The 17,116-nt window shown below is 64.7% G+C and carries 15 protein-coding genes and 1 pseudogene; 8 read left to right on the top strand and 8 right to left on the bottom strand.

Annotation, left to right across the window (positions count from 1 at the left end; genetic code table 11):
- Nucleotide 1: 1 nt before the first annotated feature.
- Both AOT87_RS10375 and AOT87_RS10370 read right to left on the bottom strand, forming a co-directional pair.
- Nucleotides 2–799 carry a family 1 encapsulin nanocompartment shell protein gene (locus AOT87_RS10375; protein WP_057969347.1) on the bottom strand — a complete coding sequence of 266 codons (798 nt, stop codon included), beginning with the start codon at nucleotides 797–799 and terminating at the stop codon, nucleotides 2–4.
- Complete coding sequence (locus tag AOT87_RS10370) at nucleotides 796–1,803, bottom strand: Dyp-type peroxidase (protein ID WP_057969348.1); 1,008 nt, start codon at nucleotides 1,801–1,803, stop codon at nucleotides 796–798. Before AOT87_RS10370 ends, AOT87_RS10375 begins: the two co-directional genes overlap by 4 nt.
- A 42-nt stretch (nucleotides 1,804–1,845) precedes the next feature.
- Here AOT87_RS10370 and AOT87_RS10365 point away from each other — a divergent pair, with 42 nt between their 5' ends.
- Nucleotides 1,846–3,114 (top strand): M18 family aminopeptidase, encoded by a 1,269-nt coding sequence (locus tag AOT87_RS10365; protein ID WP_057969425.1) that lies wholly within the window; start codon nucleotides 1,846–1,848, stop codon nucleotides 3,112–3,114.
- On the opposite strand, the gene AOT87_RS10360 is transcribed toward AOT87_RS10365, so the two are convergent.
- On the bottom strand, nucleotides 3,104–3,922 hold the full coding sequence (locus AOT87_RS10360; RefSeq protein ID WP_057969349.1) for a maleylpyruvate isomerase family mycothiol-dependent enzyme: 819 nt from the start codon (nucleotides 3,920–3,922) through the stop codon (nucleotides 3,104–3,106). The two genes, AOT87_RS10365 and AOT87_RS10360, sit on opposite strands and share 11 nt — an antisense overlap.
- Nucleotides 3,923–3,941: 19 nt before the next feature.
- Nucleotides 3,942–4,955, bottom strand: a complete 1,014-nt coding sequence (locus tag AOT87_RS10355) for a hypothetical protein (protein WP_057969426.1) — start codon at nucleotides 4,953–4,955, stop codon at nucleotides 3,942–3,944.
- 86 nt (nucleotides 4,956–5,041) lie between these two features.
- Between AOT87_RS10355 and AOT87_RS10350 the strand changes: the two genes are divergently transcribed.
- The gene (locus AOT87_RS10350) at nucleotides 5,042–5,470 is read left to right on the top strand and encodes a DoxX family protein (protein WP_030094214.1); all 429 of its coding nucleotides are present in this window, start codon (nucleotides 5,042–5,044) and stop codon (nucleotides 5,468–5,470) included.
- Here AOT87_RS10350 and AOT87_RS10345 read toward each other — a convergent pair.
- Nucleotides 5,467–6,513 (bottom strand): annotated as a pseudogene (locus AOT87_RS10345) (hypothetical protein); the annotation flags it as partial. The gene AOT87_RS10350 and the pseudogene AOT87_RS10345 overlap by 4 nt on opposite strands.
- A 125-nt stretch (nucleotides 6,514–6,638) precedes the next feature.
- Here AOT87_RS10345 and purL point away from each other — a divergent pair.
- From purL to purF, 6 genes are all read left to right on the top strand, one after another.
- Nucleotides 6,639–8,924 (top strand): phosphoribosylformylglycinamidine synthase subunit PurL, encoded by a 2,286-nt coding sequence (gene purL / locus AOT87_RS10340; protein ID WP_057969350.1) that lies wholly within the window; start codon nucleotides 6,639–6,641, stop codon nucleotides 8,922–8,924.
- Entirely contained in the window at nucleotides 8,921–10,723 is a 1,803-nt protein-coding gene (locus AOT87_RS10335) for an alpha/beta-hydrolase family protein (protein WP_081343287.1), read from the top strand. Before purL ends, AOT87_RS10335 begins: the two co-directional genes overlap by 4 nt.
- Complete coding sequence (locus tag AOT87_RS10330; RefSeq protein WP_057969429.1) at nucleotides 10,723–11,364, top strand: CPBP family intramembrane glutamic endopeptidase; 642 nt, start codon at nucleotides 10,723–10,725, stop codon at nucleotides 11,362–11,364. The genes AOT87_RS10335 and AOT87_RS10330 overlap by 1 nt, the downstream gene beginning before the upstream one ends.
- Before the next feature lie 35 nt (nucleotides 11,365–11,399).
- Nucleotides 11,400–12,002, top strand: a complete 603-nt coding sequence (locus tag AOT87_RS10325; RefSeq protein ID WP_057969351.1) for a hypothetical protein — start codon at nucleotides 11,400–11,402, stop codon at nucleotides 12,000–12,002.
- A gap of 44 nt (nucleotides 12,003–12,046) precedes the next feature.
- A complete protein-coding gene (locus AOT87_RS10320; protein ID WP_057969352.1) occupies nucleotides 12,047–12,433 on the top strand; it encodes a sterol carrier family protein in 387 nt (128 codons plus the stop codon).
- Between the two features lie 180 nt (nucleotides 12,434–12,613).
- Nucleotides 12,614–14,128, top strand: a complete 1,515-nt coding sequence (gene purF, locus AOT87_RS10315; protein WP_030094221.1) for an amidophosphoribosyltransferase — start codon at nucleotides 12,614–12,616, stop codon at nucleotides 14,126–14,128.
- On the opposite strand, the gene AOT87_RS10310 is transcribed toward purF, so the two are convergent.
- The 3 genes from AOT87_RS10310 to AOT87_RS10300 all read right to left on the bottom strand — a co-directional run bounded on the left by AOT87_RS10310 (nucleotide 14,125) and on the right by AOT87_RS10300 (nucleotide 17,055).
- Entirely contained in the window at nucleotides 14,125–14,652 is a 528-nt protein-coding gene (locus tag AOT87_RS10310; protein WP_057969353.1) for a hypothetical protein, read from the bottom strand. The genes purF and AOT87_RS10310 overlap by 4 nt on opposite strands.
- A gap of 74 nt (nucleotides 14,653–14,726) precedes the next feature.
- Nucleotides 14,727–15,740 (bottom strand): AraC family transcriptional regulator, encoded by a 1,014-nt coding sequence (locus tag AOT87_RS10305; RefSeq protein WP_057969354.1) that lies wholly within the window; start codon nucleotides 15,738–15,740, stop codon nucleotides 14,727–14,729.
- Nucleotides 15,741–16,083: 343 nt separating this feature from the next.
- Nucleotides 16,084–17,055: an NAD-dependent epimerase/dehydratase family protein gene (locus AOT87_RS10300; RefSeq protein WP_057969355.1), complete on the bottom strand. Its 972-nt coding sequence runs from the start codon at nucleotides 17,053–17,055 to the stop codon at nucleotides 16,084–16,086.
- Nucleotides 17,056–17,116 lie beyond the last annotated feature (61 nt).

The following is a 17,116-nucleotide window of genomic DNA, read 5'->3' as shown; positions in this document are numbered from 1 at the left end:
TCTAGGGCAGCAGTGCGACCGAGGCCTCGGCGGTGTAAGCCAGGAACGTCAGGGTCTCCTGAAGGTACAGCTGCACGCTGTCGGCGTCATGGGACAGGTAGCCGATGGTGACATCGGTGCCCAGCTGCAGATCGAAGTCGCCGCCGCGGCAGCTCAGCACGAACGCGCCATCGATCGCCGGCGCCCAGAGGATTTCCCCGGTGACCAACCGGCGGAGATGCTCGCGGATCGGGTAGCCGCGATCGGAGGCCTCGCTGACCTTTGTGTACTCCTCAGCCGACAGCAGCACCGAGTACGGGCCGTCGACACCGGCCAGACGCAATTCCGACAGCGCCTGAGCAACGATGTCGGGGTACTCGCGGACATCTTCGGGGAGCTTGAGTTCGGGATTCGAGCTCGACTCACGGATGCCGACGATCGAGGCGGCGGGATATCCCTCGAAGATGGCGCGGTCCTCGGCGAACGCCAGCTTTTTGGCCGCCACCTTGACCGGATCCCAGTCGGAGTCCTGGGAGCCGCGCTCCACGTCGTCGACGGCCGAGCGGCTGATGGTGAACGGAACACGCAGTCGTACAAGCGGTTTACTCTCGCGCAGATGCGCCTGGACGCCGTCGGCGGGTGCGGCCACGTCCAACAGGTGGCCGGTGCTCACCGCCGCGCTGGAGGGGCCGCCCGGCTCACTGACATCGACCACCCGGCGTCCGGCGATATGGCGTTTGAAGGTGCGGGTGGCCTCGGTCTCGATCTCTGCCCACGCCTCATCCGTGATCGGGGCGAGTTCGCGATACAGGTTGTTCATGCCGACGTTCCTTTCAGGCTGCCGATGGATAGGGACCCTTGGTACTCAGTGGATTTCGCGGCTACCTGGTTAGGCAGCGGTGGGGGAGCGTCGAGGAAGTCCGCGGACGGTGCGAAGAACAGCCCGCCGGTGACCGCGGTCGAGAAGTCCAGGATGCGGTCGGTGTTCCCCGGGGGATCCCCGACAAACATGTTGTGCAGCATGCGTTCCGTGACATCCGGGGTGCGTGAGTAAGCGATGTAGTACGTCCCGAACTCGGCCTTCCCCAGCTCGCCGAACGGCATGTTGCGCCGCAGGATCTGCAGCTCGTTGCCCTCGTCGTCCTCGATGACATTCAGGGCCACATGTGAATTCGAGGGTTTGACGGCATCGTCGAATTCGATGTCGTCGAGCTTGGTACGCCCGATCACCTTCTCCTGCTCGTCGACCGGCAACGCGCTCCAGGCGGCCATATCGTGCAGGTATTTCTGGATATGCACGTAGCTGCCCGCGGCGAAGTCGGCATCCTCGGCGCCGACGAGGGCTGCCGACGCGGCTTCCTCACCATCGGGATTCTCGGTGCCGTCGACAAATCCCAGCAGGTCCCGGTTGTCGAAGTACTGAAAGCCGTGTACTTCGTCCACCACGGTGATGGCACCGGCCAGCGTGGCCGTAATGCGCGTGGCCAGCTCGAAGCAGCGGTCCATAGTGCTCGCACGGATGTGGAACAGCATGTCACCAGGTGTCGATGGGGCGGTGTGTCGCTCGCCACGCACCTCCTGAAACGGCCACAGCCGAGCGGGGCGCGGCCCGGAAAAGAGGCGGTCCCAGGCATCCGAGCCGATTGCCGTAACCAGCGACAATCGCCGTGCCGGGTCGCGGAATCCGATGGCCTTAGCCAGGCCGGACAAGTCGGGCAATGCAGCGTGAACTGCTTGTTCGGCGCCCGCGTCGACAGTCACCACCAGGAAAATGGCCGACGAAGACAGCGGTTCCAGAACAGGCTGTGGCACGGGATCGGTCACGCTTCGACCCTAGACCCAATCCAGTCAGCCATCATGGGAAGCGTGACCGCGACCGCATCAGGACTGTGCCAATTCATCGACGCCTCACCGTCTCCGTTTCACGCGGTGGACACGGTGGCACAGCGACTCCGTCAGGAAGGCTTCACCGAGCTGTTCGAGGCGCAGCGTTGGCCGGGGCACTCGGGTGACTACTTCACCGTGCGGTCGGGGTCGATCGTGGCCTGGCGCGGTGTCGACATGGAAGACGACAACGCGGCCTTCCGGGTGATCGGGGCGCATACCGATAGCCCGAACCTCCGGGTGAAGGCCAACGCCGATCGCGTGCAGGCGGGTTGGCCCATGATTGCCCTGGAGCCCTATGGCGGGGCATGGGTGCAGACCTGGCTGGACCGCGATCTGGGGCTCTCCGGAAGGGTGCTGGTTCGTGACGGAGATGCGGTGCGGTCCACCCTGATTCGCATCGATCAGCCGATCCTGCGGGTGCCGAATCTGGCGATTCACATGGTCAGCGCCGAGGAGCGTAAGAAATGGGTGATCGACCCGCAGTGGCATGTGAATTCGGTATGGAGCGGCGGGAAGAGCTTCGACGAGTTCATTGCCGGACAGCTGGGGGTCGCCGCGGCCGATGTTCTCGGACGTGATCTCATGGCGCACGACCTGACCGCCGCGGCGCTCATAGGTCCCGACGAGAGCCTGGTCAGTGCCCCGCGTCTAGACAATCAGGCCAGCTGCTACGCCGGGCTGGAGGCGTTCCTTGCCGCCGAGTCCAGCTCGACGATCGTGCTTGCGCTCTTCGACCATGAGGAGATCGGCTCGGTGTCCGGTCACGGCGCCCATTCGGACCTACTGTCGACAGTTCTGGAACGGATCGTGCTGTCCAGCAACGGCACCCGGGAGGACTTCCTGCGGCGTGCGGCCGCCTCGCTCATGGTCTCGGCCGATATGGCGCACGCCACTCACCCCAACTACCCGGATCGGCACGAACCGGGTCATCAGATTGGCGTCAATGCCGGGCCGGTGATCAAGATTCATCCCAACGTTCGGTATGCCACCGATGGCCGGGGTGCGGCGACATTCGCGCTGGCCTGCGAGCGGGCCGGCGTCCCATATCAGCAGTACGAACATCGGGCGGATATGCAGTGCGGCTCCACCATTGGCCCGTTCGCGGCCTCACACACCGGCATCGTCACCGTCGACGTCGGTGCCGCCACGCTGGCCATGCATTCGGTGCGTGAACTGATGGGTGCGCACGACGTTCCGATGTACTCCGATGCGCTGCAAGCGTTTCTGGAGCTGCCCGCTACATCGTGAAGCGCAGGTTGGCGATGATGTGCCAACCTAGGTCCGGATCACCGTCCAGGGCGAATCCGTCGCGGCTCGCGCTGGCTCGCCCACCCAGATGACGGGCGAACTCGCAGGTGTCCGCGGTGAGCGTCACGTGCGGCGCGCCGGAGAGCGTCGAGACGATGCGGGCCCGGTCGGGGATTTCGATATCAATGTTCTGTGCACCAATTCCGGTGAGCACGAAACGTATCCGGCTGCCTTGGGGTGCACCCGCTCGCTTTCCGACCAGGAACGGCAATGCGTTGATCAGCTCGGTGAGGGCCGGCGTCGCTGCCACCGGGTCTGCCGGTGCGGGCATCCCGAGGCTGTCACGCACATCCAATTCGTGCATCCAACAGTCGAAATCGCGGATCTGCATGAACCGGCCGTAGCTTTCCGGACCCACCGGTGTCGATGTCTCAGCGTTGAACTGCTCCTGAGACAGGCCCTCCAGGATGGCAAGGCGCGCGCTGGTCACGCTGCGTAAGTCGTTCAGCACCGCCACGGGCGGCAGCTTGCGGTAGTAGGCCAGCCACCGTTCGTTGAGGACACCGACGGGATTGTGCACGTGTGGGAGATTGGCGACGGCCTCATCAGTGCTTGGGATCGGGTCGCCGGACAGCAGGCGTTCGGTACCCACCACGTGCGCGATGACATCCTTGACCGTCCACCCCGGCAGCACCGACGGAGCGGCCCATTGCTCATCGGTCAAGGTGGCGCCGAGCTCGTCCAACGCGGTCCACTCCGCGGCCAGAGCGGCGACGACGGGATTCTTGGCGACGATCGTGACGGTCATGGTGCGAGCCTACGAGAAGTCAACGCGGGCAGGTTTCGAATTGAGCGCGCAGCGCGCTCTGCAGGTTCACATCGGGGGCAGTCCTGGGCTGAGGCTCCCGCACGCCCGCGGAGCAGCGTCCGGGACGGACCGTGATCTGGGCGTCGTCGATTGTGTACGCGGTCGCCGTTTTCGACTTTCTGATCAGCTGAAGCTGTTCTTCCGCAATGCGATCCACGTTTCGGCCGGCCGGCTTGTTGAGCCGGATTCGATTTCGGTCCGGCTGATCGCGGTTGCCTGGCAGCGGGCCCAGATTGAATGCGCCGTGGACGGGCGCGATGGTGTCCAGGGCCTCCCACAAGTCCAGTTGTGCCGCAGTCGGCAGACCGTGGCCCGATCGGATGCTGGGTGGATCGTTGGAGTAGATGAAGGAGTTGGTGATTACCCAGTCGCTGGTGGAGCCGGGGAAGTCGGTGCCGAGCCTGCGCACTGCCGTGGCGAATTCGGTGGCGCCGATATTGTCCGGCCGCCGATCCTTGCCGTCGAACAACGTGACATTGAGGCTGGTGCCGGCGGGTCGGTCGTAGGTGGACGGCGATGCCCAGCCCGTGATCTCGTATCCGTATTCGCCCCGGGAGAGCTTCAGCCAGTCCTGCCACGGGGGCTCCGGGGTAGCCGTCGCCGGCTGCAGTTCGACATACATCGTGGAATCCAGGTGACGGCCCTCCGGCCAGCGCCTCACGTTGAGGGTCGCAGTTAAGGACCGGAACGCGCGGGAATCGTGGATCTGATCCGTGAAGACGTGCGTCAGTGCGGAGAGCTGATCGGCGGACGCCTCGCCGCGGACGTAGACGTCGAAGGTGACGCTGGTAGGCCCGAAGCCGCCGTTGCGACTCACGGTGTGGGACACCGACGACACCCCAGCGAGCGGTCGCAGCGCGTCATCGATACGGTCGGCTGTCCGCGAGCCGGTGAAATCGCAGCCGGCGACCAAGGATGCGACGCTGAGCACCAGAACGCCAAGCGCGCCGCCGCACCGGCCGAACATTCCCATGGGGTGGAGTATGGCGTCTCGGTGCGCCTCGGTGCCCTTGTCGGTCGACATCAATACTGTTGAAGGGTCGATATGAGAAGGGACCCGTGATGGCCGAGACCAAGAGTTTTGTGTCGAGTGTTAACGCCGCGTTCGCGGCCCGGACGCCACCGGAGAAGATTGGTCTCGCGCTGACCGCGATCATCGTGCTGTTCCTGTTGGCCGACGCCGTACCAAAGATCTTCGGGGCGCAGTTCGCGCGTACCGCGACGGAGGCGCTGGGCTTCCCGCCGTATCAGACGGCGCTGATCGGCTGGGTGCTGCTGGCGTGCACTGTCGTGTTCGCCATCCCGCGTACCGCGGTGCTCGGCGCCGTCGGGCTGACGGCCTACCTGGGTGGTGCGGTCACCATCGACATGCACGAGGAGGCGTGGTTCCCGGTCGTCTTCGCGATCGGCTTCGGATTGTTGATCTGGGCGGCCCTGGCGCTGCGCCGGCGCGAGCTGCTGAAGGTGTTGATCGGGGCAGATCACTAGGAGCAGGTCTCGAACCACTGGCGAAGCTCGTTCTGCAACGGGAACCCGGTATCGAACTCTGGCGAGCACCCGCCCACAACGACCGATAGCGTGTCCTTGCCGTACGTCGCCTCGTACTTGACCCGATGCTGATACGCCTTGAGCAGCATCAGCTGGCTCAGTGCTGCACTTCGCCAGGCGGTCTCACCGCTGCCCGGGAGCGTGACGGTGACCAATGACTTCTCGTCGCTGGTCTCCGACTCCCTGACGAGGTTCATCTTCACCGGGGCAATGGCAGAGAGCGCTTCCCAGAGACCGAACTCGGCGTCGGTGGGCAATCCGCGCGAGGTACCGAGTTCCAGATCGTTTCCGTGTGCCGGCGCCTGTGCCTGTCCGCCGACGGCGGTAGCGGTCCATGCTGCCTCGCGCAGGCCCGGGAAGTCGGTGGCAACACGGCGGAAGAGCGACGAGAAGTCTTGTACGCGGGCTTGTCTCGGCTTCCCGTCGGACCATGGGGCTAACGCCACCGTGATCTGTTTGCGCGACTGACCCTTCACATGGCTGGTGTTCACGCGGATGTCGTTTCCGTAGTGCCCCCGGATGAGCGCCCGCCACTCTTGCCAGTTGGGCACGGGTTCGGCACTTTCCATGTCGGTGGTCTCGGAGATCCCACCGCAGTAACGGTCCGGCTGAGCGGTGATGGACGGGCAGTCGTTGATGGTCAGCCTGACGTTGACATGTGCATGCCCGGCCCCGGCCTTCTCTACCTGATGACTGAAGACCTCCCAGATCGCAGTGAGCTGTTCTGGCGTGATCTCAGGCCGGACGTTGGCGTCCAGGTACACAGTGAATGTGTCGTACCAGCCGATTGAGAAGCTGTGACTGGTGCTCTCCACACCGGGCAGGCCGTTGATCGCCTGGGCGATCGGGCGAGACGGGTCGGGCTGACCTGCCGCACAGCCGCCGGCCGCCAGCAGCGATGAACCCGTCAGGATCCCAACTGCGACCAGCAAAGCTGCACGGAGCACTTTCCAAGTATGACGGGCCTGGTCGGAAAGCGTGGAGAACTGCGCGCTCTGTGCATGATCGCGAATCCGGCCAGGCCTATCCACCCTGCCGATATCGCCGCTCCGTACGGGCAGCATGGCATGTAGCGAGGGTAAGTCGGGTTCGACGTTAGAATCTGTTCGTGACTTCACGGGTTGATACGGTCGACAACGCAACAGCCACCCCCGATCACCCGCAGCCCTTCGCTGAACTAGGGCTCAAGGACGACGAGTACGCCCGCATCCGCGAGATCCTCGGGCGCCGTCCTACGGACGCCGAGCTGGCTATGTATTCGGTGATGTGGAGCGAGCACTGCTCGTACAAGTCCTCCAAGGTGCACCTGCGCTACTTCGGGCAGACCACCACCGAGGAGATGCGCTCGGCGATGCTCGCCGGCATCGGTGAGAACGCCGGAGTGGTGGACATCGGCGATGGCTGGGCGGTCACCTTCAAGGTCGAGTCGCACAACCACCCGTCATATGTCGAGCCATACCAGGGCGCTGCCACGGGTGTGGGCGGCATTGTTCGCGACATCATGGCCATGGGCGCCCGGCCGATCGCCGTCATGGATCAGCTGCGCTTCGGTGCTGCCGATGCCCCCGACACCCGCCGTGTCTTCGATGGCGTGGTGCGCGGTATCGGCGGCTACGGGAACTCGCTGGGGCTGCCCAACATCGGCGGTGAGACGGTGTTCGATGCCTCCTATGCCGGTAATCCGTTGGTGAACGCGCTGTGTGCAGGCGTGCTGCGCAAGGAAGATCTGCATCTGGCCTTCGCCTCCGGCACCGGCAACAAGATCATCCTGTTCGGCGCACGCACCGGTCTCGACGGTATCGGCGGTGTGTCGGTGCTGGCCTCGGAGACCTTTGGCGGTGACGAGGCCGACGGTGCCTCTCGCAAGAAGCTCCCCAGCGTGCAGGTGGGCGACCCGTTCACCGAGAAGGTGCTCATCGAGTGCTGCCTTGAGCTGTACGCGGCACATCTGGTGGTCGGCATCCAGGACCTCGGTGGTGCCGGACTATCCTGCGCCACATCGGAACTGGCTTCGGCCGGGGACGGCGGCATGCACATCGATCTGGATAAGGTGCCGCTGCGCGCGACCGGAATGACACCGGCTGAGGTGCTCTCCAGCGAGTCTCAGGAGCGCATGTGCGCGGTGGTGACCCCGGAGAACGTAGATGCCTTCATGGCCGTGTGCCGTAAGTGGGATGTGCTGGCCACCGTCATCGGTGAGGTGACCGATGGTGACCGGCTGCGGATCACCTGGCACGGCGAGACCGTTGTCGATGTGCCGCCGCGGACCGTTGCTCACGAGGGCCCCGTCTACCAGCGCCCGGTGGCCCGGCCCGACACCCAGGACGCGCTGATCGCAGACACTGCAGCAGGTTTGGCGCGCCCGGCCACAGCCGGGGAGCTGCGGCAGACGCTGCTGGACATGATCGGCAGCCCGCACCTGTGCAGCCGTGCCTTCATCACTGAGCAGTACGACCGGTACGTGCGCGGAAACACCGTGCTCGCCGAGCATGCCGACTCCGGCGTGATCCGGGTCGACGAGCAGACCGGGCGTGGAATCGCCTTGGCCACGGATGCTTCCGGTCGGTACACGGTGCTCGATCCCTATAACGGCGCCCGCTTGGCGCTCGCTGAGGCGTACCGCAATGTGGCGGCCTCCGGTGCGACCCCCGTCGCCGTGACCAACTGCCTGAACTTCGGCTCCCCGGAGGACCCGGGCGTCATGTGGCAGTTCTCCGAGGCGGTCCGCGGTCTCGCCGATGGCTGTGTGGAACTGGGCATCCCGGTCACGGGTGGCAACGTCAGCTTCTACAACCAGACCGGCACCACCCCCATCCTGCCCACTCCGGTGGTCGGGGTACTGGGCGTTATTGACGACGTAAAACGGCGTATCCCTACGGGATTCGGCACCGAACCCGGAGAAACGCTGATCCTGCTGGGCGACACCGCCGACGAGTTCGACGGTTCCATCTGGGCGCAGGTGGCACACGATCACCTGGGTGGCACCCCGCCGAAGGTCGACCTAGCCCGCGAGCAGCTGATTGCCCAGGTTCTCACCGCCGCGTCGCGGGACGGGCTGGTGTCCGCCGCTCACGACCTGTCCGAGGGCGGGCTCATCCAGGCCGTCATCGAGTCGTCGCTTGCCGGCGAAACTGGTTGCCGCATCTTGCTTCCCGAGGGGGCCGATCCCTTCGTGGCGTTGTTCTCCGAGTCTGCCGGGCGGGTGCTGGTCGCGGTGCCGCGTACCGAGGAGAGCAGATTCGTCGCGATGTGTGAGGCGCGGCAGCTGCCCGCGGTGCGGATCGGTGTTGTCGATCAGGGTTCGGATTCCGTTGAGGTGCAGGGCCAGTTCTCGGTGACGCTGGCCGAGCTGCGCGAAGTCCATGAAGGTGTGTTGCCCGGATTGTTCGGATGAGCGAGACTCCTGGAGTCCCGGTCACGACGAGCACCGTCGATCCCGATGATTGGATCGGCCGCAGTTGGCTGGCGTTCCAGGAGTTAGAGGATCATCTCGAGGACCGGCACCCCTTGGTGGCCTGGGCATGGAATCTGCTGCGGCTGGACTTCAGCGGAATCGCCTTCGGCGCCTTGTTCTTCTGCTTGTCGCTTACTCCGTCGCTGATGCCGCGTACCTGGCTGTTCCAGGGCCTCATTGGCGGAGCCACCGCGGCCATCGGCTACGGCATCGGTGTCGTGCTCTCCAAACTGGTGCTGCGTTTCTGGCTCCGTCACCAGAAGTGGTGGCCGCTACGTGATCGGGTGATGGTGACCGCCAAGCTCGGGGTGGTGCTGCTCTCGGCAGTGTGCTCGCTGGCGATGATCGTGCCCGCCGCCCGCTGGCAACGTCAGATCGCGGCGCTCATGGAGACTCAAGGGCCGACAACAATTGAGTACTCAAAATCGTTCCTCGTCTCGATTGCCGTTGGCGCACTGTTTATCTCGGTGGCACGAGTCTTGCGTGACCTGGTTCGGCTGCTGGCCCGGTTCCTCATCCGGCGGCTGCGGCTGAGTCAGGAGTTGTCCCTTCTCATCGGTACCGCCATCGTCGCGGTGCTGACCATCATGTTGTTCAACGGTGTGCTGGTGCGTGGCTTCTTCTCCGCTGCCAATGCCTCATTCGGTCCGCATAACGACACCACCCGTGCGGGGGTGGAACAGCCCACGCAGCCGGAGCGTTCGGGAAGTCCGGCGTCGCTGGCCTCGTGGGAGAGCCTCGGTTACGAGGGGCGCAACTTCGTTTCCGGTGGTTTACATGCCGATGAGCTGACCAAGGTGAACGGTCGCCAGGCCAAGGAACCCATCAGGGTGTACGTGGGTCTGGAGACTGCCGACACCGCCGAGGAACGCGCCGACATCCTGGTGCGGGAACTGGAGCGCACCAAGGCTTTCGAGCGCAAGGCGCTGATCATCGTCCCCACCACCGGAACCGGATGGGTGACGCCGGCCGCCGCGCGCGGTATCGAGCTCATGTACAACGGCGATACCGCGATCGTCGCCACCCAGTACTCCTTCCTGCCCAGTTGGATCTCGTTCCTGGCAGACAAGAAGAAGGCGCTGGCCTCGGGCAGGCTCTTGGTCGACACCGTTCAGAAACGGTGGGCGCAGCAGCCGCAGGGGCATCGCCCCAAGCTGCTCATCTACGGCGAAAGCCTGGGATCGTTTGCGGGACAAGGTGCGTTCGACGGCTTAGGCGACATCCGTGCGGCCGGCGTCGACGGTGTGTTGTGGACCGGTCCGCCCAACTTCAGCCAGATCTGGAATGAGTTGGTGTCCAAGCGCGACCGGGGCACGTTGGAAGCGCTCCCGGTCTACGACAGCGGATTCACGGCGCGTTTCGCGATAGGCCCCGATATCGACGCACTGGCCAGGCCGCCGTGGCAGAACCCTCGGGTCCTCTTTGTGCAGCATCCGTCAGACCCGGTGACCTGGTGGTCCACGGATCTGCTTTTCAGCCAACCGGATTGGCTCAGGGAGGCGCCGGTAGGGGATCGGTCTGTCGCCATGCGCTGGTACCCCATCGTCACCTTCTGGCAGGTCGCCGCAGACCTGGCCAACGCCGTGTCCGTGCCCGATGGGCACGGACACAACTACGGCATATCGTCGGTGAACGGCTGGGCGGCGGTTGCCCCGCCCGACGGCTGGACCCCGCAGGACACCGAACGCATCCGGAGGGCTCTGGTCGACACCGCGTCGCTCGACGGCCCCGATACGTGATCACCCGCGTCAGGGTGTTCATCCTCGCCATCGCGCTCGTGGCTTGGCCGGCGGCCCTGGAACGATTCCCGCAACGCTGGCGCCCGCTGATCGGGGCGGGCGCCAGCTGGGTGCTCGCCGCCGCCGCGGGCATCCCGCTGGGGCTTCGACAACATCCGCTGGCGGCCGGACTGCGGCTCGGTGGCGTGGCCGCCTCAGTGGTCGCCGCCATCGTCGGTGCCTCTCCGGCGCTGAAAGCGGTGCGCACGTCCATGCGGGAGCGGGATATCGGCCTGCATCCCGCGGCCTGGCTGGGTCTGCACATTCCGGTGGGCACGGTGTGGTCGGAGGAACTCGCCTTCCGCGGGGTGCTGCAGCCCATGGCCATCGGGGCCTTCGGCCGCGGGCTGGGTGCTGTGGTCCAGGCGGTGGCCTTTGGGCTGGCTCATATCCGGCCCGCGCGCGCAGCGGGAGATTCCATCCTGGGAACGGTGCTGGTCACCGGCATGTTCGGCTGGCTGTTGGGCTGGCTACGCGAGCGATCGGGGAGCGTGGCGGCGCCCATGCTCACCCACCTGGCGCTCAATGAGGCGGGCGCGGTGGCAACCCTGTACGTTTCCCGGTCGAATGTCGGGTTGGGGCGAGAAAGTGCGAGCAACTGATACCAAAAGTCGACATTCGGCGGAATACTGCACAGATGGTCTCGAAGTGGATGAGCAGGACCGGTGCAGTGCTGGCCAGTATGGCGCTGGCCGCCGGAGTGGCGCTCGCCGCACCGGCAAGCGCCGAGCCCGGAGCGGGCGCGTCGTTACCCGTGTTCGTCCCGTACCCGTCGGACTGGTCGCCGGACACCTCGGTGTTCCCGTACAACATGTGGCAGAACCGCGCGACCGATGAGCAGGTCACGGCGCTGCGTGATTCCTGCCAGTGGTTCAACGCGCAGTACGGCACCTTGATGGGGTCGGTGTACGGATTCCAGAACTACCTACGTGATCACCACGACGTCTGGGCGGCCTCGGGGTCGGACACTGTCGGCAACGTGGTGACCGCCAACCTGGACCAATCTGCGGCGTTCCTGGATCCTCGAGTGCACGCCTTGTACATCACCAACTACCCAGATCAGAGCCAGTACTCGCCGCTGTACAACGGCGACTCGTTCTATCACCTGTGGTTCCAGTTCACTCAGATCAGCGACAAGATCAAGCAGCAGTTGCCATCCGGCGTGATCAACGCCAACATCGCCACGGCCAATGTCTACGGCAACACCATTCGGGACTCGGGAATCTGCGACGGGGCGTAGGTTCCCGGGCCGGGCTCCGGCGCTCCACGGATAGGCTGGCGAGCATGCCAGCTCGCCCGCCCGACGCGTCCTCGACGCGGGCGGCAGTACTCGCGATCGCGGACTGGTTGCGTGATGCGCAAGCGCCCGAGCCGGAACGCGCGGCACTCGCTGATGCCGTCCGATTCACCGCCCGAACTCTCGCCGCAGATGCTCCCGGGGCGTCCGTAGAAGTACGGGTACCGCCCTTCGTCGCAGTGCAATGCATCTCGGGTCCGCGTCATACCCGCGGCACCCCGCCCAACGTGGTGGAGACCACCCCGCGTACCTGGCTGCTCTTGGCGACGGGTCTGCTGACGTTGGACGGAGCCGTCGCCGGACGCACTGTCACCGTGTCCGGATCACGTGCCGCCGAGATCGCGGACTGGCTGCCGTTGGTGCCGCTCGGCTAGCCAGGCGTCGTGGAACTCGTCGCTCAGGGCACCACGATAAGGGCCCCGCAGTGGCATCGATCACGTCGCGACGCTATCCACGGGCACTTTTCCCGGGCGCGGCCTGCCGATTCAGCGTTCAGCTACCTTCACCCGTAGACTGATGTGGTCACCCACCCCCCCCACCAGGGAGCAGCCATAGTGACCGCACAGCCGATTGAGTTGGAAAACGACCCTCGTGAAGAATGCGGCGTATTCGGGGTCTGGGCACCCGGCGAAGAAGTAGCAAAACTCACGTACTACGGCCTGTACGCGCTGCAGCACCGCGGCCAGGAGGCCGCCGGTATCGCTGTCGCCGATGGCTCGCAGGTGGTTGTGTTCAAGGATCTCGGTCTGGTCAGTCAGGTGTTCGACGAGCAGACGCTTGCCGCCATGCTCGGACATGTCGCGATCGGGCACTGCCGTTACTCCACCACCGGCTCGGTGACCTGGGAGAACGCTCAACCCGTGTTCCGGACGACAGCTGCAGGCACCGGGGTGGCGTTGGGACACAACGGGAACCTGGTCAATACGGCCGAACTCACCGAACGGGCGCGCGACGCGGGGCTTATCAACCCGAAGACTCCGGGTATGGCCACGACCGACTCGGACATCATGGGCGCACTGTTGGCGCACGGTGCCGCCGATACCACCATCGAGCAAGCGGCGATGTCGCTGCTGCCCACCGTTCGTGGCGCGTTCTGTCTGGTGTTCATGGATGAGAACACGCTGTACGCGGCGCGCGACCCGCACGGGGTCAGGCCGCTGTGCCTGGGCCGTCTCGACACCGGTTGGGTGGTCGCCTCGGAGACCGCGGCCCTGGACATCGTGGGCGCCTCCTTCGTGCGGGACATCGAGCCCGGCGAGCTACTGGCCATTGACGCCGACGGCGTTCGCTCCAGCCGATTCGCCAACGCGACCCCCAAGACCTGTGTCTTCGAGTACGTGTACCTGGCCCGGCCTGACAGCATGCTCGACGGACGTTCCGTGCACTCCACCCGCGTCGAGATCGGGCGCCGGCTTGCGGCCGAACACTCCGTAGACGCGGACCTGGTGATCGGTGTTCCCGAATCCGGGATCCCGGCGGCCGTCGGGTACGCGCAAGGCTCGGGTATTCCGTATGGGCAGGGATTGATGAAGAACGCCTATGTGGGCCGCACGTTCATCCAGCCGTCGCAGACCATCCGCCAGCTCGGCATCCGCCTGAAGCTCAATCCTCTTCGCGAGGTGATCCGAGGCAAGCGGCTTGTGGTGGTAGATGATTCGATCGTTCGTGGCAACACCCAGCGGGCACTGGTGCGGATGTTGCGCGAGGCCGGGGCGGCCGAGGTGCACGTGCGCATTGCGTCGCCGCCGGTGCGCTGGCCATGCTTCTACGGCATCGACTTCGCTTCTCCCGCAGAACTCATCGCCAACGCGGTGGAGTCGGACGACGAGATGTTCGATGGTGTCCGCACCGCGATCGGTGCCGACAGCCTGGGGTATATCTCTGCCGAAGGAATGGTCGCCGCCACCCAGGAGCCCCGGTCGCGGTTGTGCTGTGCATGCTTTGACGGTCAGTACCCGATCGAGCTGCCGAAGGAAACGGCGCTCGGCAAGAATGTGGTCGAAAACATGCTCGCGGCGACCGCACGGGAGACATCAAGCGACAGCGCGGATCCCGTTCAAGCGCGTTAGGGCTGACGTCCCCGCGGTGGATACTCCTCAACGACGGTGACGTCCCGAAGCACTTCTGAGTTGGCTTTGATGAGTTCAACCTGGGTGTCGATCATGCCGTCGAGTGCTGTCATGAACGAATGCTGAAGGTCACCGGTCAGGATTACCTCGTCGATCAGGACGAACAGTTCCGCCACCACTGACGGTGTCTGTTCGTAGACGTTGAGCACGACGGTGGCGGTCGCCCCCTGCAATCCCTGCGACACCACCTGATAGCGGCCCCGGCGGGCGGCGAGAAGTTGTGTCGTGTGGGTGATTTCGACGACGACCCATTCGATGGGTGTCATGAGACCGGCGATTCCGGTCTGCGTGGTGAATTCGTCACCGACGGTGAGATCACCGAGCCGACGAGCTCCATCGGTGAACGCGAACGGCGCGTGATTGCCGGGTTCGATGTCGCTGGAGGACGGTAGCTCGAAGTCGGCCACCGAAGAGATTTCCTCAAGACTGCGGGAGAACTCGAAACGCCGTTCAGCCGATAGCAAACTCTCCCCCTCGGATCGCGTTGGCCCGAGGTTACGGGATGGAAGGGGAGCGTGCGATGACCGAATTGGGCGAATTACTTGACCGAACGCGCACCGTCGCGGTACTGAGCCGGCGAAGCTCCCGTCCAGCGCCGGAAGGCGCGGGTAAAAGCGCTCAACTCCGAAAAGCCAAGGCGGATCGATAGATCGCTGAGAGATTCTGCTCCGCTCTCCAGGCTCCTGATGGCTTCATCGCGGAGTGCGGCGTCCCTGATTTCTCGCACCGAGGTGCCGAACTCGCTTCGAAGGGCACGCTGTAGGGCCGAGGATGTCATGTTCAGAGCGGTCGCGATATCGCTCACGCTTGGAATCCTCTGCCCGATGCTCGATCTGACGATTCGCTCGATACGCTCGGGTAACTGCTGGTCATAACCTCGGACGTCGAACCAGATCTCTTCGGGATGGTCGAGGAGCGATGTTATCTCCGCCTCGGTGCGCAAGATCGGGGCGTCGAGGACCTCGGCATCCAGAATCATTGTGGCCGAAGCACTACCGAACTCGATCGGAGCCCCGAGGATATTACTGTGATCCGACCGTCCGATCGGGCGTGCTTGCGGGACGCGAATGCGTTCGACGCGGATCGACCGCATGGTCAACCAGCTCCAGACTCGCACGACGATGGCCAGGCTCCACTCGGTCACCGTGGCGTCGGGCAGCTTGAGCGCGGATACCTCGATCTCCACGGTGGCGCGATCTCCGGATCTGGTTGCCGTCATATGCGGTACCAGCGGCATCGCGTCCCGGAATGCCGTCCAGCGGTCCAATGCCGCGCCGGCATTTTCCGAGGTTGCGAGGCTGAACAAGAGGACCTGAAGCGTCTCGGGCGGGACCGGCATGGGGCTGATGCCGAATGACAGGTCGCGTGTGCGGGCAAGTACCTCGCACACCATGGTTCGAATCTGCTCGCGGCTGAGCACCGCAGGCTCGCCAGTAAGGAATCGCGGTGAAACCTGCACATCCATCAGTATTTTGGCGGGGTCTATGCCCTGTCGCTGTGCCAGTTCCGTCGCCACGGTGCCCCAATGCGGCGGGATGGACAGCTGCTCCACGTCACCTCCAGATTCAAGATTCGAGAGGTGATCTTGGTATAAATTGTTGCCAGTTTCAACTACCACGACGCTGCGGCACGTCAATTGCACGCGCGCGCAGGGCCTCTGCCATCTCGACCAATATGGGCGAATAGCTCGATCCGTTCCCTGACGGGCAGGTCGTCGCGATTTCCCTTCCTATGTCCGTGATTTCGACATGGATGATCCGGCTGCCGCATCCACGAGGTGGCCGCTGACCTGGCCTCCCTGGGCAGGTCAGGGAAATTCGACCAGGACCTCATACGGGAACCTGGCAACGCCCCGATCGATGTGCTGGTGCCCAATGTGGGGCTCGCGCGTGGGGCTAGAGCCGACCCGAACTGACGAAGAAGTCCACCAGCTCGGTCACCGTTGTCGCCGTGGACCGTGGGTCATAGCCGAGCTCGGTCCGGGCCTTGGTGATATCGACGGCGGGTGACACGGTCAGTTTGTTGAATGCGGCGCGGCTCAGTGCATCGTTCTTCAGCAGCTTGCCGATCGGCTCGATGACCGGGATGGCGGCGTTGAGAAGTCCCATGGGCAGCGCGAACAACGGGCCGCGCTTGCCGACGTGCTGAGCAGCCAGTCGGCACACCTGCAACAGGCTGCCCATGTAGCCGCCAAGGAGGTAGTTCTCGCCGGTGCGGCCCTTCTCTCCGGCCAGGTAGAGGCCGGCCGCGACATCGCGGGCATCGACAAGGTCGTACTGGCTGTTCACCATGCCGGGCAGTCGGCCGCGCGCACTGTTGAACAGCAGCTGGTTGATCCGCGACAGGTTGGGCAGGTCCACCGGACCGTAAACCCCGGTGGGATTGCCGATGACGGCATCGAGCCCGGACTCGATGACCTCACGCACAGCTACTTCTCCACCCCATTTGGAGCGCTGGTAGACGGGCAAGTCGGCACCCGTCGAGCGCGGCGACTTCTCGTCGATGGTTGCCACGCTGTTGGAGTACGAGTCGATGGAGCTGCAGTGCACCATCCGGCGGGCTCCGACGGTGAGGGCGGCCTGCGCGACGGTGCGCGCACCTTCGGTGTTGATGCGCCAGCACAGCTCGTCTTCGTGTTTGAGGGTGATGACGGCCACCAGGTGGTAGACCACCTCGACGCCTTCGAGGGCCTTGGCCATCGACGCCAGGTCGAGTACATCGCCGGATACCCAGGTCACGGCGCTGCGGGTCTCCGGTGAGCTGGGCACTACGCGGTCGATGGCGACCACGTCATGGCCGTTCTCCACGAGGAGATTGACTAGGTTGGTACCAATGAAGCCGGCGGCTCCGGTGACGGCAGTCTTCATTTCAGTCCCTCATGTGGCTCGGGTGTCGTGACCGCCCGGCGCTGACGCGGACGGCGGGATC

Source organism: Mycobacteroides sp. H003 (genome assembly GCF_001440135.1).
Taxonomy (GTDB): Bacteria; Actinomycetota; Actinomycetes; order Mycobacteriales; family Mycobacteriaceae; genus Mycobacterium; species Mycobacterium gwanakae.
Note: the sequence above shows the minus strand (reverse complement) of the source record. Positions and strands in the feature narration are given on the sequence as shown.